Origin of the sequence: Aminithiophilus ramosus (genome assembly GCF_018069705.1) — a bacterium.
GTDB lineage: Bacteria > Synergistota > Synergistia > Synergistales > Aminithiophilaceae > Aminithiophilus > Aminithiophilus ramosus.
Genome location: NZ_CP072943.1, coordinates 85,719 through 101,170 on the forward strand (window position 1 = coordinate 85,719; position 15,452 = coordinate 101,170).

Annotated in this window: 14 protein-coding genes; 13 read left to right on the forward strand and 1 reads right to left on the reverse strand. The window is 66.1% G+C overall.

From position 1 onward, the window contains the following. Positions 1 to 5 precede the first annotated feature (5 nt). The 7 genes from KAR29_RS00380 to KAR29_RS00410 all read left to right on the forward strand — a co-directional run bounded on the left by KAR29_RS00380 (position 6) and on the right by KAR29_RS00410 (position 7,829). Positions 6 to 770 carry a ParA family protein gene (locus tag KAR29_RS00380; RefSeq protein WP_274373677.1) on the forward strand — a complete coding sequence of 255 codons (765 nt, stop codon included), beginning with the start codon at positions 6 to 8 and terminating at the stop codon, positions 768 to 770. Further along, the gene (locus KAR29_RS00385) at positions 755 to 1,615 is read left to right on the forward strand and encodes a ParB/RepB/Spo0J family partition protein (protein ID WP_274373678.1); all 861 of its coding nucleotides are present in this window, start codon (positions 755 to 757) and stop codon (positions 1,613 to 1,615) included. Before KAR29_RS00380 ends, KAR29_RS00385 begins: the two co-directional genes overlap by 16 nt. A 10-nt stretch (positions 1,616 to 1,625) precedes the next feature. Continuing rightward, positions 1,626 to 1,844 (forward strand): hypothetical protein, encoded by a 219-nt coding sequence (locus KAR29_RS00390; protein ID WP_274373679.1) that lies wholly within the window; start codon positions 1,626 to 1,628, stop codon positions 1,842 to 1,844. Between the two features lie 1,696 nt (positions 1,845 to 3,540). Continuing rightward, positions 3,541 to 4,026 (forward strand): HIT family protein, encoded by a 486-nt coding sequence (locus KAR29_RS00395; RefSeq protein ID WP_274373680.1) that lies wholly within the window; start codon positions 3,541 to 3,543, stop codon positions 4,024 to 4,026. Then, entirely contained in the window at positions 4,019 to 4,648 is a 630-nt protein-coding gene (locus KAR29_RS00400) for an IMPACT family protein (protein ID WP_274373681.1), read from the forward strand. Before KAR29_RS00395 ends, KAR29_RS00400 begins: the two co-directional genes overlap by 8 nt. A 63-nt stretch (positions 4,649 to 4,711) precedes the next feature. Continuing rightward, positions 4,712 to 6,220, forward strand: coding sequence for a phosphoenolpyruvate carboxykinase (locus tag KAR29_RS00405; RefSeq protein WP_274373682.1), 1,509 nt, complete (start codon positions 4,712 to 4,714; stop codon positions 6,218 to 6,220). A 1,051-nt stretch (positions 6,221 to 7,271) separates the two neighbouring features. After that, on the forward strand, positions 7,272 to 7,829 hold the full coding sequence (locus KAR29_RS00410) for a biotin transporter BioY (protein ID WP_274373683.1): 558 nt from the start codon (positions 7,272 to 7,274) through the stop codon (positions 7,827 to 7,829). Positions 7,830 to 8,205: 376 nt separating this feature from the next. On the opposite strand, the gene KAR29_RS00415 is transcribed toward KAR29_RS00410, so the two are convergent. Continuing rightward, positions 8,206 to 9,585 (reverse strand): ISNCY family transposase, encoded by a 1,380-nt coding sequence (locus KAR29_RS00415; RefSeq protein WP_311135602.1) that lies wholly within the window; start codon positions 9,583 to 9,585, stop codon positions 8,206 to 8,208. A gap of 439 nt (positions 9,586 to 10,024) precedes the next feature. On the opposite strand from KAR29_RS00415, the gene lysW reads away from it, so the two are divergent. The 6 genes from lysW (at position 10,025) to KAR29_RS00445 (ending at position 15,379) form a co-directional block, all read left to right on the forward strand. Then, the gene (gene lysW, locus KAR29_RS00420) at positions 10,025 to 10,195 is read left to right on the forward strand and encodes a lysine biosynthesis protein LysW (RefSeq protein ID WP_274373684.1); all 171 of its coding nucleotides are present in this window, start codon (positions 10,025 to 10,027) and stop codon (positions 10,193 to 10,195) included. Position 10,196: 1 nt separating this feature from the next. After that, the gene (gene lysX / locus KAR29_RS00425; protein ID WP_274373685.1) at positions 10,197 to 11,027 is read left to right on the forward strand and encodes a lysine biosynthesis protein LysX; all 831 of its coding nucleotides are present in this window, start codon (positions 10,197 to 10,199) and stop codon (positions 11,025 to 11,027) included. 282 nt (positions 11,028 to 11,309) lie between these two features. Then, positions 11,310 to 12,350, forward strand: coding sequence for an N-acetyl-gamma-glutamyl-phosphate reductase (argC, locus tag KAR29_RS00430; protein ID WP_274373686.1), 1,041 nt, complete (start codon positions 11,310 to 11,312; stop codon positions 12,348 to 12,350). Between the two features lie 55 nt (positions 12,351 to 12,405). After that, a complete protein-coding gene (locus tag KAR29_RS00435) occupies positions 12,406 to 13,251 on the forward strand; it encodes an amino acid kinase family protein (protein WP_274373687.1) in 846 nt (281 codons plus the stop codon). Then, on the forward strand, positions 13,206 to 14,336 hold the full coding sequence (locus KAR29_RS00440; RefSeq protein WP_274373688.1) for an aspartate aminotransferase family protein: 1,131 nt from the start codon (positions 13,206 to 13,208) through the stop codon (positions 14,334 to 14,336). Before KAR29_RS00435 ends, KAR29_RS00440 begins: the two co-directional genes overlap by 46 nt. Then, positions 14,333 to 15,379, forward strand: coding sequence for a M20/M25/M40 family metallo-hydrolase (locus KAR29_RS00445; protein ID WP_274373689.1), 1,047 nt, complete (start codon positions 14,333 to 14,335; stop codon positions 15,377 to 15,379). Before KAR29_RS00440 ends, KAR29_RS00445 begins: the two co-directional genes overlap by 4 nt. The last annotated feature ends 73 nt before the right edge of the window (positions 15,380 to 15,452 follow it).

The window sequence follows — 15,452 nt, forward strand, 5'->3', positions numbered from 1 at the left end:
TGGAGATGAACATCGTGGCTGTGGCCAACCAGAAGGGGGGCGTGGGGAAGACGACGTGCTGCATCAATCTCGCCGCCGAACTGGGCAGGAGGGGACGACAGGTCCTCCTGGCCGATCTCGACCCCCAGGGCAACAGCACCAGCGGCCTCGGCATCGACAGAAACAGCATATCGAAAAGCGTCTACGACCTTCTCCTCGGCGAGGCCTCCCTCTCCGACGTCCTCGTCAGGACCCCCTGGGAGGGGCTCTCCCTCCTTCCGGCCACCCTCGATCTGGCCGGGGCCGAGGTGGAGCTGGCGAGCGCCATGAGCCGCGAGACGCGCCTGAGGCGTGCCCTCGACGGTCTGAACGGCGTCGACATCGTTCTCATCGACTGTCCCCCCTCCTTGGGGCTTCTGACGCTCAACGCCTTCGTCGCGGCGTCGAAGCTGCTCGTCCCGATTCAGAGCGAGTATTTCGCCCTCGAGGGCGTGGGCCAGCTCATGAGGACCCTCAAACTCGTCAGGAACTACCTCAACGAGAGACTCGAGCTGGCCGGCGTCGTCCTCACCATGCAGGATCAGCGGACCCGTCTTTCCCGCGAGGTGGGTGAGGAAGTCCGGCGCCAGTTCGGACCGCTCGTCTTCGAGACGGCCATTCCCCGGAACGTCCGTCTTTCGGAGGCCCCCAGCTACGGCAAGCCCGTCGCCTACTACGACGGCTCCTGTCTTGGGGCGGCGGCCTTCGCCGACCTGGCCGGGGAGGTGGAAGAACGATGGCTAAGGCACTAGGCCGCGGACTGGGAGCCCTCCTTCCCGGGGCCTCGTCGCGGGAGGAGGCCCCCGCTCCCGTCGTCTCCCTGCCCTGGAGCTCCCTCCGCCCCAATCCCAGGCAGCCGCGGCGGGAGATGGACCCCGAGGGGCTGGAGAGCCTCGCCCGCTCCCTGGAGCGCCATGGCCTGCTGGAGCCGATTCTCGTCCGCCCCGCCGAGGGGGGCTACGAGATCATCGCCGGGGAGCGACGCTGGCAGGCGGCGAAGCGGGCCGGTCTGGAAAGCGTCCCTGTTCGCGTCCTCGACATCGGCGACGACGACCTCCTGGAGGTGGCTCTCGTTGAAAACCTCCAGAGGGAGGACCTGACGCCTCTGGAGGTGGCCCGTGCCCTCGCCGCCCTCGTTGAGACGACGAAGAGCCAGGAGGAGGCGGCCCGCCAGCTGGGCTGGAACCGGTCGACGGTGACGAACAAACTCCGTCTCCTTCAGCTTCCTGCGGAGGTGCAGGCCATGCTCTCCCGGAGGGAACTGACCGAGGGCCATGGTCGGGCTCTCCTGGCCGTCGAGGGGGAGGAGGAGAGGATCGCCCTCGCCGAGCGCTGCCGCGACGAGGACTGGTCCGTCAGGAAACTGGAACGGGCTCTGAGAGAGACCCCCAAGAAACCCCGCCGGGAGAGAGTCGGCGGAGAAGAGGCGGCCTATCCGGAGGCGGAGCGCCTCCAGCGGCGTTTCGGGCTCGTTCTTCGCGTCGTGATGAAGGGGCGACGGAGGAGCCTTCGCATCGATGGCCTCGGGGAGAGGGCGACGAGGGAACTCCTCGCCCTGCTCGATCGGGAGGGGGAACGGCTATTTCCCGGGGAATAGGGCACTCAAAATGAAGAAACAAGTAGAAGACTTTTTGTCCTTCGGGAGGATCGTCGGCGCCGCTCTCGTCATCGTCGGCTTCGTCTTTCTCGCCGTTCTCCTGGGTGACAGGGCCAGGACGGCCGGCTATCCCACGTGGGTCGTCGTCCTCATCTATCTGGCCGGTGCCTTTTTCGGCCTCTGGCAGGGGTGGTTCTCCCTTCGCAGATTCTGGAGGCGCGACGACTGACGGCAGACAGGCCTTGCCCGACGAAAAAGGGGTTTCTCCGGTCTCTTCAACCTCTTCCTTTTGCGCCGGAGGGGCTGAGCTGTGGCCGTGGGCGACGCGGCTTTCCCTGCGAACCCGCAGGTACGTCGGGGCGCGACTGCCGCGTGAAGGGACGCGCCTCGAACCCGCGTCGACGAGGTGACCGGCAGGGGCCTCGAATCGGCGGATCTGGCGACGTTCGCCCGGTCGGGCCGGGGCATCGGGATTCCTCCCGGTCACGTCCGCCGATGGCAGGAAAGGGGCGCTTCAGGGGGCTCGTCGTTCGGGAGCGATCGGGCCGCCTCCCTTTCGAGTGGACGTCGGCGCCGGACCGACGGCGGAGGGGGCTTCCCCCTGCCCTGGCCGGAGCGAGGAGACAGAGGGGCGCCGCTCCCTCCCCCTCCTTTGACGGCCTGCCGGGTTCTCTCTTATGGCCCCGAATCGGCAGGCTCTTCGGGAGGCGTTTCGCCGGATCCCGCGATTCGAGGCGATCGTCTCCGCCTTCCCGGTGTCTCCTGGCCCTGTCGAAGGCTTTCACCCTGTTCGTGTCCGTGCTTCGGGGATGGAGAGGCGACGGGAAGGGGAGCGGCGACGTTTCACGTGAAACATGTCTTCCCGTCTCGCACCCTTGGCCCCTCGGTGAACCTTGTTTCCCTCTTTTCGGGGGGAATCGCCGAAGCGAGTGACCGCTCCCCTCGGCTCGACGGGCAAAAGGGTGGCAGACGTCACCGGCCCGGCAGGAAGGCCCCAGAAGGATCGAGGCCTTTGTCCTGAACCGGCACCGATGAGGCGCCCCGAGCGGACCTCGAAAAAACGGACCCGATGGTATCCGCTCAGGCCCGCCGGACCTGCGGTCGCGATATCGGATGCTCGGCGGGACAGGAGGCTCTCTGTGTGCTGACGGGAAGATCGATCGCAGACCATCGAGCCCCACGTCAGAGGCCATGGAAATTCCGCCACCGCCCTTCGAGAGATCGGCCACCGGACCGCTGGACAGGGAGGACGTGGCATAAGCTCTACCTGGAGGAAGAAAAAACGGAATCCGTCGTGACGGGGGCGGAAGGACTCCTGGCCTTCTTGTCCCGACCCTGGGCGGAAGGCCTCCAGCGGGGTTTTCCTGGGAGCGTGGGCGTCGTGCCCGCGCCCGCCCCGAAGGGGGCGGTGGGGTTGCCCTCTCATTGCCGTCGCTGTCGAGGTGACATCATTCGGGTCGGAAACCCTGCGGGACGATAGACCCGTCCCGCGCGCCGCCAAGATGGCCGCGCTCCCGGCGAGGGCAGAACCTGCGACCACAGCGGGGTTTTTCTGGGAGCGTGGGCATCGTGCCCGCGCCCGCCCCGAAGGGGGCGGTGGGGTTTTCCTTCATTGCCGTCGCTGTCGAGGTGACATCATTCGGGACGGAAACCCTGCGGGACGAGATCACCCGAAGGCTCTTGCATCCGCCTTTCGGCCCTGTCGATGGAGCGTCTTCTCTTTCGAGCCGGCGGGTTCGAAAACCTCTCCCGTTCCGTGCCGTTTCGCCCTTCTCGTCCTTCCTTATGACGGGGAAAATTCCTGCGATAAAGTCCCTTTTTTCCGACAACTTCGAGGCCTCTTCTTTTGCTACGATAGGTCCTGTCCTTTTGTCGCCGTTCATGTTTCACGTGAAACATGGTTTCGAGATCGGGAGGTGGTCGGTTTGGAAACGCTCTTCGCGCCCTGGCGGATGGCTTATATCGCGAGTCCCAAGGAACATGGAGGCTGCATCTTCTGCGATTTCCCCCGAGAGGATAAGGATCGGGAGAGGTTCATCCTGGCCCGGGGCGAGAGCTGCTTTGTCATCCTCAACGCCTTTCCCTACAATCCGGGCCATCTCATGGTCGTGCCCTACCGTCACACCTGCGACTACGGCTCGCTCACGGCCCGGGAAGTGACGGAAATGCACAGCCTCTCCGCCAAGGCCGTGGCCGTCATGAACCGCACCATGAAACCTCAGGGTTTCAACATGGGCATCAACCTGGGCAAGGTGGCCGGAGCGGGCGTCGAGGGGCACCTCCACCTTCACGTCGTCCCCCGCTGGAACGGCGACGTCAACTTCATGCCCGTCCTGGGGGCGACGCGGGTCCTTCCCGAAGGTCTGGTCGAGACCTATCGGTGGATGAGAGAGGCCTGGGATCTTGAGTGAGGGGCGGGATGTCTATCTCGAGCCGGAACGGGCGGGGAAAGCCGAGCTGCAGATCAAGAGATCCCGCTTCCTGGCTCAGGTCTGCCTCGTCGGCGACGAGGAGAGCTCCCGGGAGGCCCTGAGGGAGGTCGGCCGTTCCCTGGCCGACGCCAATCACCACTGCTGGGCTCATCGCCTCGGTTTCCCCTCGCCGAGAGAGTACTATTCCGATGGCGGCGAGCCTTCCGGGTCGGCGGGCAAACCCATTCTGGGAGCCCTGCTGCGGGCCGACGTGACGAATGCCCTCGTCGTCGTCACCCGCTATTTCGGCGGGATCAAGCTGGGTGTTCGAGGACTCATCGAGGCTTACGGCGCCGCGGCCAGGGCGGCGCTCGAGGCCTCGGGAAAAACCGAAAGGCGCCTTTCGAGGCGCCTCGAGGCGGAGATCCCCTACGAGGCTCAGGGGATCCTTCTCCATCAGATCGGTCAGATCGGCGTCGACGGCGAGTCCCTGCGATCTCGCTACGGCGAAAGCGTGACTCTGGAGATGGCCGTTCCTCTCTCCTTCGTCGGAACGGCCGAGACCTTTTTCGAGGGATACCGTCATCGCGGCTCGGTGCTGCGCTGGCGGTGGGTGGAGTAGGGCCCCCCGAGGGCCCGTAGCCGGGCGAAGAGATAAGAGCGACGCCCCAAGGAGGCGGTTTTCGTGTTCGATGAAGGAAGTCGAGATGTTCTCTCCGAGCGATTGAAACACCCTGTCTGCCGCAGTCTTCTCCGCGATGTCACCGACGAGGAGCTGCGCGCGCTGGCGGCCCACGAGCTGGTGCCGAACAACCAGGAGTCCTCTCTCTACGTGACGCGCATCCGATCGCGGAGCAAGGAATTCACCGAGCTGGTCTATGACCTCGACGAATCCCATCTGCTTCTGCTTCAGCAGGTCTGGGGCTACCTCCGGTGGCAGCAGATGATCCGCGTCACCTCCCGCATCGGTTCGCCGGCGGGAGCCGAGATCCTGACCAACCTCTACGTCACGCGCCGCTACGCCCGGATCGCCCAGATGTACAGCTACAACTTCTATCCCCAGACCGACGAGGACTTCGCCGACATCGTCACCGTCGTCGTCCCCGAGTGGCATCAGCGGAAGATCCTCGCCTTTCCCCAGGAGCGGGTCACCTACATCCTCGGGAGCGACTACTACGGAGAGGCCAAGATGGCCACGCTGCGCATGGCCATGCACATCGTCCGCGAGGAGCTCCAGGGACTGGGACTTCACGCGGGCAGCAAGATCGTCCGCGTCCGGGACAAGTCGGAGGGACTGACCGAGAAGGGCCTTCTCGTCTTCGGCCTCTCTGGCACGGGGAAGACGACGATCACCACGGCCGATCACGGCTTCGAGGCCCCCGAGGGCGTCGAGGTCCTTCAGGATGACATCAATCTCCTCCTTCCCGACGGGACGTCGCTTGGGACGGAGCGGAACTACTACATAAAGACCGATAACGTCTCCAAGCAGGAGCCCCTGCTCGTCGCCGCCCGCGACAGAAGGGCCATCCTGGAAAACGTCTGGGTCGACGACGACGGCGACGTCGATTTCGACAACCATGCCATCAGCACCAATGGACGAGGGCTCGTCCCCCGCGACGCCATCCCCAACACGTCGGAGCGGATCGATCTCCCCCGCGTCGACGTCCTTCTCTTCAACATGCGCCGCTACGACATCCCCCCCCTGGGGCGGCTCATCTCGCCCGAACAGGCAGCGGCCTACTTCATGCTCGGCGAGTCGACGATCACCAGCGCCGAAGATCCCTCCAGGGTGGGGCAGGCCAAGCGCGTCGTCGGCTTCGATCCCTTCGTCGTCAACAGGCCTCACACCAACGGCAACCGTCTTCTCCAGATCCTGCGCAACAACGACCACATCCGCTGCTATGTCCTCAACACGGGACGCATCGGCGGCCGCGACGGCCTGAACGTGACGCCCGACGTCACCTTCAACTCCATCGAGGCCCTCCTGCGGGAAAACCTCACCTGGCGCTACGACGACATCCTGGGCTACGAGGTCCCGGAAAGGCTGCCCTTCGACGGGGGCGAGGCCTACGACCCCTACCGTCATTACTCGCGAGAGGAGTATGCCAAGGTCATCGGAGCCCTCCGCAAGGAGCGCCGGGATTATCTGGCGACCTTCAAGGGACTGGCCCGGGAGATCATCGACGCTGTCTGACGTCGCCGCGCCGAATCGTCGCGAAGGGGAGGGGGAGCCGGAGACGGGAGGTCTCTCCGGCTCCCCCTCTTTATGGTTCGCGTGCCCGGCCGGAGGCTTCCTGCCTTTCCCGTCCCGGCTGTCCCTCGCCTCGGCGGGCAACGAGGGGTGAAACCTCCATCGGCCCGCCGGGGAAGGGGCTGGAGGAGCGCGGTCTTCGCCTCGAGCCAAAACGACGAGGAGATTCGAGCGGACCTGGAATGCCCGACGAGGTCTGCCCGGACGCGTCCTCAGATTGGCGGACCTTGTCCTCTTTGTTCTTGAGCGGCGACGTTTCGCTCCCTCGCGGGACGATGGCCCCGGTCCCCTCGGGCTTCGGCAGGGCCGAACGGGGTCTTCGTCGCCGATGCTCGAGGAGGCAGGGAAAAAGAGAGCGCAAAGAGAGAGGTGCCGCCGGTGGGATGACCTAAGGTCAATGAAAATCAACATCTTCTTCCCCTTTTTATCCTCTCCGATCGCTGCCCCCGCCGGGACGGCTTCAAAGCCCCCCTCCCTCCGGGAGGAGAGCCTCCAAAGCCGTCCCGGGTTCGTCAGATCTCTCCGCCGAGGCTTTCCGATTCGGGCTTCTCGGAGAAAAAGGGATTTAGCTCGACCGGCAAGGCTGCAAAGAGCCTTAAGGTCAAAAAGCTTCTTAAAAAGAGCAGACAAGGGCAGGAGCCTGTCAGGCTGAGCCCGACAGGCTCCTGGAGGCGACGGGTTTCCCCTGCTCGGCGAGGGGATCACCGAAGGTCCCGAATCCTCTGTCCCTGTGGGCCCTGATGGTCTGGGCCCTGAATCCGCAGGCAGGCAGGGAAGGGCCGGAACTCCGTCGATTCCGCTGCGGCGTGAAGAGAGGCGTCTCGAACCCGCGTCGATGAGGTGATTGGAAGGGGCCTCGAAGCGGCGGGTCCGGCGGCGTTCGCCCGGTCGGGCCTGTGAATCCGGGTGGGGCAGGCGCCTCGCTTTTTCCCTCCGGCCCGGTTATAATGCCCGTGTCAACCCAAAAAATACAAGGATGACTGGAGGTTTCCCCTTGAAGCAGCGTCTGCGTCTCATGATCCTCGCCTCGCTCTTTGCCGTGCTGACCGTCGTCGGCGCCTTCATCCGCATCCCCTTTCCCGTCATTCCCCTGACGCTCCAGGTCTTTTTCGTCTACCTGGCCGGCGTCCTTCTCGGGTCGAAGGGAGCCCTTCTCTCCCAGGGGCTCTACATCGCCATGGGGCTCCTCGGTCTGCCCGTCTTCACCGTCGGCGGCGGTCTTCAGGCTCTCCTTCGACCCTCGTTCGGCTTCGTCGTCGGATTTGCCGTCGCCGCCTACGTGACGGGAGCCCTGACGGAGCGTCACGTAGAGCCGAGTTTCCGGGACTATCTCCTGGCCTGTCTGGCCGGAATGGCTTCCCTCTACGTCGTGGGCGTCGCCGGCCTCTATCTCAATCTCAACCATCTCGTCGGCAAGGAGATCTCTCTCTGGGGGGCCGTCAAGGTCGGCGCCCTTCCCTTTCTTCCCGGCGATCTCCTCAAGGCCGTCGCGGCGGCGGCCCTGGCCCGGCGCGTCGGCGCGGCGGTACGCCAGATGCTGCGTCCCCGTTGAGGCGGGGCTAGGCGGCTTCGGAGGGTGTGACAGGGTCGTGGCGGCCTCCGATGGGGGAGCGAGCGGAGGCCGCTTTGCGACCTAAAAGAGGCCATAGGAACTGATCAATACTGACCAATTGCGTCGAGGGAGCCTGTCGTCCCGTCGGGCGCCCTCGAACGCCGCCGTCTCCCTTTCGCCGCCCTCCCCTCCTCGCCCGATGAGGCCGTACTTTTTCGCGGCAGGGCTGTTTCTTTTTTCCCCTGAGTCTGTCAAGGGACACTAAAAATGTCATCTAAAAAGAGGGTCTGAGGGACAATGAAAGTGTCGCTTTCGAGGGGCTGAAATCGCCCCCGTCAACAGCCCGCCTTGGCTTTCCTCCGCGGCGGAGGTCCTTCTAGGGAGGGGAACCCGTCCCTTGCTCGGAGCCGACCGCCGCGGCAGGAGGAGCGGGATTCTGTCGCCAGGGATGGTCTGCCGCCGGCTTCCTCTGCTTCTTCGTTTTGCATGGAGTGCCTGTCTTCGTCTCGATGACAGGCGGGGGAGTCGCAGGGGGCTCTTTGTCGACGGCTGCGAGATCGTAGAGCCCGTCATGGACAAGAGCCAGGAGTTTCCCGTCGAGCTTCTCGATGACCTTGACCGCCTGTCCTCTGGCAAGAAGCAGGGGGCGTCTGCGGGGGCCTATCAGGGCGTACTGTTTTCCGTCGAGGGAAATCGTCGAGTCTCCCGAGGCCTTCCGGTCGGTCTGGCGAGTCAGGAGGAGATCGAGAGCGGGGCCGTCCGGCGGAGGGAGAAAGGCAGATGCCCCCTCTGCGGGAGGACGAGCGAACCTCGGGTTATGGACCTCTCCCGGGTAGGCGGCGAGCAGGACGTTGGCCTCTTCGATCGTTTTCACTCCGGCCCGTCGGAAGGCGACGACGAGACGATCCTGAAGAGTTCCCCAGAGCCTTTCGATCCGCCCCTTCGCCTGGGGAGACCCTGCAGGGACATAGCGAGTTCCGAGAGCCTCCAGAGCGCGGCCGAACTGGGTTACAGGCGCCGAGTCCTCCAGCTCCTCCTTGATCGTCAGTTTTTCCGACTTGGGAGAAAGGAAGATGGTGTGGCGGTCGGCGTAAAGCTCGCGAGGCACGCCGTGGCGATCAAGCATCTGACGGAGCACGCGGAAGTAGCCGAAGAGGCACTCATTCCTGGCCATCCACAGACCGAGGACCTCTCCTGTGGCATCGTCAATCACGCCGTGGAGAGTGCAACGCTCACCGATCTCGAACCAATCGAAAGGAGAGGCGTCCATCTGGACCAGATCGCCTCGTCGGGACCGTCGGACCCTGCGGGAACGCCGCTTCGGGGCCCGGTGGCGATGAACGAGGGACAGGTTCTCCGCGCGAAGGAAACGGGCGATGCTCTTGGCGCTCAGCACGAGATCATGCTCTTCGGCAAGGAGTTCGGCCATGTGCTGACAGCTCGTATCCCTGTAAAGACCCTTGGCCAGACTGACGACGAAATCCCGTGTCTCCTGAGAGATTCTGCGCCGGGACGGTTTGCCTCGTCCCTTGTGCAGGAGCCCCTGCGCTCCTTCTTCCCGGTAGCGTCGTTTGAGCCGAAAGACCTGACGGCGGCTCAGACCGAGCCGATCGGCCACCTCCTGAACCGTCAGGTTGCCCGCGACAGCCTCTTCCACCAACCCCAAGCGCCTTGCTTCTTTTGTCTTCATGAGTAGGTCTCTCCTGGTCGTCATAAGTGACATTTTCCCTGTCCTCTTCACGAGTGACAATACCATTGTCCGGCGACATCTTTTTTCCCCTGAGTCTTGACAGAAGCGGAAAAGGCCTCCATAATCCCACTCAACATGAGAGGGAGGACCTCCTTCGGTCCGCACCGAAAGGATTCTCCCCGCGAAAGCGCGATGAAGCAGGTGGCCCACGCGGGCCCATCCGCCTACAGAGAGGGACGTTCACCGGCTGAGAGACGTCCTGGCGGTCCGCGAGAGGCCCAAGGCCTGTGGAGCAGACGCCGAAAGCCGCCGAGGCGGATCAGGCGTTCCGGTCGGCCTCCGTTATCGGGCCTTCGAGGTGGGGCCTTGTCGGCTCAACCGGGGTGGTACCGCGGGTTTCAGATCCCGTCCCCGATTCGGGGACGGGATTTTTGTGTTTTTCGCTGTTTTTTGCCTTTCTGCTTTTCGAAAGGATTCCTGAAGGATCGCGAAGGAGGTTTTTTCCATGGCTCAGGTGACATGTGTGGTTTGCGAAGGACAGGTGGCTCTCCCCGAAGGCGCCCTCGTCGGCGAGATTCTTCTCTGTCCCGACTGCGGGACGGAGCTGGAGCTCACGGGCCTCGACCCCCTCTCCGTGGAAGAGGCGCCCCAGGTCCAGGAAGACTGGGGCGAGTAGGGTGCTGCGCCTTCTTTTCACCCGTCTGAGGCAGGAGGAAAAGCTTCTCGTCGAGGCGGCCCGTCGCCTTGACGTCCCCCTCTCGCTGGAGGACGTCAAGGACCGCGTCTGGGGCGCCTCCTGGGCCGAGGACGACGTCTACCTCTGCCGCTGCATCGGTCACGGCCAGAATCTGGCCCTGGCCCGCCACCTCGAGGGGCGGGGACGGCGCGTCGTCAACGCCGCCTCGGTGATGGAGCTCTGCGGCGACAAACTGGCCACGACGGCCGCTCTCGAGGCGGCCTCCGTTCCCCAGCCCGCCTACCGCCTGGCCCTTTCCGAGGAGGGAGCCCTGGCCGCCGTCGAGGAGCTGGGGTACCCCGCCGTTCTCAAGCCCGTCACGGGCAGCTGGGGACGCCTTCTGGCCAAGGTCAACGACAGGGAGTCCGCCGAGGCCGTCATCGAACACAAGGCCCATCTCGGCGCCCATCATCAGATCTTCTACGTCCAGCAGTACGTGGAAAAAAGCGGCTTCGACGTCCGGGCCTTCGTCGTCGGCGGCGAGCCCATCGGCGCCATCCGCCGAGAAAGTTCCCACTGGATCACCAACACGGCCCGGGGAGGCAGGGCCGCCCTTCAGCCCGTCGAGGCCGATCTCGAGGCGATCCTGCGCCGCGTCCACGAGGCCATCGGCGGCGATTTTCTGGCCGTCGATCTCTTCGGGACCGAATCGGGCTGGCTCGTCAACGAAGTCAACGACGGAGCCGAGTTCCGCAACTCCATCGCCCCCACGGGCGTCGACATTCCCGCGGCCGTCATCGGCCACTGTGCCCGCTTGGAGCGTCGGCGATGAGAAGACCGACGGCCACGGTTCCTTCCGACGTCCGAGGATGGCTCAAAAAGACGGCCGCCCGAAAGCGGGGGCTCAAACCGTCGTGGACCGGTCCGGAGTGTCTCTTGTCGGCGCGATGACGCGCTGATCCGATGAAGAGGCATTTCGACGGTCCGCATCCCTCGGGGAAGCGGATCTTTTTTTATCCCCGTCCCCGCCGGAAGAATCGAGCGGGGGGAACGACGAACCGGCCGGGGGCCCTCCGGGGCCCGAGGTGGCTTCCATAAGAAAGGAGATCTGTCCATGGCACGCGTCATCATCTGGGGAGGAACGGGGCTGACGGGAGGCGAGCTCCTGCGCCTTCTGGCCGGCCAGGAGGCGATGGAGCTCGTGGCCGTCACCTCGCGCCGCCGGGCCGGTCAGCCCCTCTGGACCGTTCACCCCCATCTTCGTCCCGACTATCCCGATCTTCTTTTCACCGCCCCCGACGAGGCCGAAGGCGTCGCGGCCGATCTGGCCTTTCTGGCTCTGCCTCACGGCTCTTCCTTTCCCGTGGCGAGGCGTTGTCTCGATCGGGGCCTGAAGGTCGTCGACCTCTCGGCCGACTTCCGCCTTCGGGACAGGTCTCTGCGGGAGAGCTGGTACGGTCCGGGAGGAGCCCCTCAGGAGCTCGTCGAAAGGGCCGTCTACGGCCTGGCCGAGCTTCATCGCCGGGAACTGGGCCAGGCCGATCTGGCTTCGGGAGTGGGGTGCAACGCCACGGCCCTCAATCTGGCCCTTTTCCCCCTGGCCCGGGCGGGCCTTCTCGAAACGGTCCGGGCCGAGTGCCGCGTCGGCTCCTCGGAGGGAGGGGCGACGCCTTCCGAAGGGGGCCACCATCCCTTCCGCAGCCGGGCCCTGCGCATCATCGAGCCCTTCCGACACAGGCACATGGCCGAGACGCTCCAGGAGCTGGACCTCGACGCCTCGCGCCTGACGATGACGGTGACGGCCGTCGAGATGGTCCGGGGCATTCAGATGGCGGCCCACATCGGCTTGAGCAAGAGGGTGGTCGAGGCCGACCTTTGGAAGCTCTACCGTCAGGCCTTCAAAGGGGAATTTTTTCTTCATCTCACTCCGGCCCGGCCGGCCCATCTCCGCTTTCCCGATCCCCGCCTCGTCCTGGGAAGCAACAGAGCCCTCGTGGGCTTCGCCCTCGCCGACGACGGCCGCCGCCTTCTCGTCGTCAGCGCCATCGACAACCTCGTCAAGGGGGCGGCCGGGTCGGCCCTTCAGGCGGCCAACATCATGATGGGCCTCGACGAGCGGCAAGGTCTCGATCTGCGTCCTGCCTACCCCGCATGAGGCGCCCAAAAGCGTCTCAAGGCTTTGACCTGAACTGACATTGGAGGTCTCGATCATGATAGGAATCGTCAAAATTGGAGGGGCCGTCGGCAACGATACGCGCCCGCTGCTGGACGATCTTGCCCGGCGCGTCGGCCGGGGCGAACGGTGGGTCGTCGTTCACGGCGCCAGCGGCGTCACCGACTCTCTCTGCGAGCTCGCCGGCGTGGCCTGTCGCTACGTCACCAGCCCCAGCGGCTATCGCAGCCGCTATGTCGGTCCCGCCCAGCGGGCCCTCTTCGAGGCCGCCGCCCTCTCCCTCTCGGGGCGCCTTTCGTCGGAGCTGGCCCTCCGCGGCATCGCCGCGCCGGTCCTCAGGCCCGACTCGGTCCCGACGGTCCGGGCCGAGCGCAAGGATCTTCTCCGCGCCGTCGAGGGAGGGCGCCGCTTCATCCTCCGCGACAACTACAGCGGCACGGTCCGCTCCGTCGCGGGAGAGACGCTTGAGGCGACGTGGCGCTCGGGCGCCCTTCCTCTTTTGCCCCCTCTGGCCTTCGACGAAGAGAGCGGTCTCAATCTCAACGTCGACGGCGATCGCCTGGCCGCCTCCGTCGCCCTGGCCGTCGACGCCGACTGCCTCGTCATTCTGACCAACGTGGCCGGTCTCATGGAGGACCTCTCCCGCCCCGAAAGCCTCGTCACCCAGGCCGGCCTCGAAGATTGGGATCATCTGGAGCGCATGGCCCAGGGCAACATGAAAAGAAAGCTTCTGGCCTGCCGCGAGGCCCTCGAGGGCGGGCTGGCCCGCGTCGTTCTCGCCGACAGCCGCCGCGAGGCGCCTCTGAGTCATGCCGTCGAGGGAGGAGGGACGCAGCTATGGCGCCAATCGCCGGCACTTCGCTCTATGGCGGTCGGTCTCTAGAGATCGTCGCCGGAGAGGGCGCCACGGTCCGAGACCGGTCGGGGAGGGAGTATATCGATTTTCTCTGCGGCCACGGAGCGGCCCTTTTCGGCCACGGTCACCCCGACCTTCGGGCCGCCCTCGTCGAGGCCTCGGCCCTTCCCTGGACGATCGGCATGGGCCTCGACGCCCCGGCTCGGAGCGCTTTCCTCCGCCTTCTGGGGGGGCTCCTCGAAGAGGGGCGGGCCTATCTGGCCAACAGCGGCGCCGAGGCCGTCGAGGCGGCCCTCAAGCTCGTCATGCTTCTTCGGCCCGACCGCCGCCGCATCCTCGCCGCCCGACGCGCCTTTCACGGCCGGACTCTCGGCGCCCTGGGGCTGACGTTCAACCCCCACTACCGCAATCCCTGGAAGGAGGTGCTCCTCCCCGTCGAGTTTTTCGCTCCCGAAGAGCTTCCGGGGGCTGTCGACGAGAGGACGGCGGCCGTCTTCATCGAGCCCGTCCAGGGCGAGGGCGGCGTCTTTCCCCTCGACGTCTCCCTGGGACGGGCCCTCTCCGAGGCCTGTCGACGGGAGGGGGCCCTTCTCGTCGCCGACGAGATCCAGTCGGGATGGGGGCGCTGCGGCTCGTTGCTGGCCTCGCCTCTCGTGGGGCTCGACCCCGACATGGTCACCCTCGCCAAGGGACTGGCCGGAGGTCTCCCTGCGGGAGCTCTCGTCTGGAAGGGCGCTCTGGGCGATTTCCCGTCGATGAGCCACGGTTCGACCTACGGAGGGAACCCTCTCGTCTCGGCCGTGGCCCTCAGGGGCCATGAGGTGATCGGACGCGACGGCCTTCTGGAAAGGTCAGTAAAGGTCGGTTCCTATCTACGCTCCAAACTGTCTCAGCTGCCCTCCGTCGTCGCCGTTCGGGGCCTGGGGCTCCTCGTCGGCGTCGAGATCGAGGGACGGTCGGCTCCCGTCGTCAGGGCCCTGCAGGAACGGGGGCTTTTGGCCCTTCCCGCCGGGCCTCAGGTGGTCCGTTTCCTCCCGCCCCTCGTGGCCGACGTCCCCTCCTGCGATCGGGCCGTCGCGATCTTCGCCTCCGTCCTGGAGGGGCGGCCGTGACGCCCTGGGGGGCTCTTCTTGCCGATCTCGTGGCCACGCCCGGCGTGAGCGGCCACGAGGAGGCCGCCGCCTCGCTCCTGAGCCGTCGTCTTCCCGACCTGGGCTGGGAGTCCGTCGAGATCGACGGGGCGGGCAACGTCGTCGGGCGCCGGGGCCGGGGAGAGAGGGAGCTTCTCCTCGTCGGCCACATCGACACCGTTCCCGGAGGGCCTCCTTTCCGCATCGAGGGCCCTATCCTCTGGGGACGGGGCTCCGTCGACGCCAAGGGCCCCCTCTGCGCCCTCGCCGCGGCGGGAGGCGCTCTGCCTCTCCCTCCGGGGTGGCAGGTGACTCTCGTCGCCGCCGTCGGCGAGGAGCGCGACTCGCGGGGAATGCGGTACCGTCTTCCCCTCCACGCTCCGGCCGGCTGCGTCGTCGGCGAGCCTTCGGGCACGACGGGCGTCACCATCGCCTACAGGGGACGGCTCCTCCTGGAGCTGGCGGCCTCCGACGGAGGGGCCCACCGCAGCGGGAACTCAGGTCCTCTGACGGCGACGGTGCTGGCCGCGGCGGCCCTCATCGGCCGCGTCCGGTCCCTCGACGATCCGTCGCGCCTCGTCGTCGACCGTCCCTCGGCGGCGGTGGCCTTCATGAGAGGCGATGAGGAGGCGGGACGGTCGGCCTCCGTCGAAATCGACGTCCGTCTCCCCCTCGGCGCCGATCCGGCGGCCTGGGAGGCCGATCTGGCCTCGGTCGTCCAGAACGTCGAGGTCCGACGCCTCGAGGCCGTCGCCGCTCACCACGTCGGCCGGAACGACGCCATGGCACGGGCCCTGACGTCGGGCGTGCGGACCCTGGGCGCCCGACCGGCCCTTCTCGTGAAGGGGGGCACGGCCGATTTCAACCTGGCCGCGGCATGGAACTGTCCCCTGGCCGCCTACGGGCCAGGGGACAGCCGCCTCGATCACAGCGACGAGGAGCATCTCTCCCTGGACGAACTGGACCGGAGCGTCGCCGTCCTCCGGGCGGGGCTCGAGGTGTTTCTCGCCTCCCGTCGGGTCTGATCGTGCGGAAGGGGAAGAGGAAGCGGGCCGCCCGATTCGGGCGGCCCGCTTCCTCTGTATGGAGGAGGTGGTT

Excerpts from the sequence above, each read along its gene's own strand:
- KAR29_RS00385 (WP_274373678.1), top strand. The coding sequence starts at position 755 with ATGGCTAAGGCACTAGGCCGCGGACTGGGAGCCCTCCTTCCCGGGGCC.
- argC (WP_274373686.1), top strand. The coding sequence starts at position 11,310 with ATGGCACGCGTCATCATCTGGGGAGGAACGGGGCTGACGGGAGGCGAG.
- lysW (WP_274373684.1), top strand. The coding sequence starts at position 10,025 with ATGGCTCAGGTGACATGTGTGGTTTGCGAAGGACAGGTGGCTCTCCCC.
- KAR29_RS00390 (WP_274373679.1), top strand. The coding sequence starts at position 1,626 with ATGAAGAAACAAGTAGAAGACTTTTTGTCCTTCGGGAGGATCGTCGGC.
- KAR29_RS00440 (WP_274373688.1), top strand. The coding sequence starts at position 13,206 with ATGGCGCCAATCGCCGGCACTTCGCTCTATGGCGGTCGGTCTCTAGAG.
- KAR29_RS00435 (WP_274373687.1), top strand. The coding sequence starts at position 12,406 with ATGATAGGAATCGTCAAAATTGGAGGGGCCGTCGGCAACGATACGCGC.
- KAR29_RS00415 (WP_311135602.1), bottom strand. The coding sequence starts at position 9,585 with ATGGTATTGTCACTCGTGAAGAGGACAGGGAAAATGTCACTTATGACG.
- KAR29_RS00380 (WP_274373677.1), top strand. The coding sequence starts at position 6 with ATGAACATCGTGGCTGTGGCCAACCAGAAGGGGGGCGTGGGGAAGACG.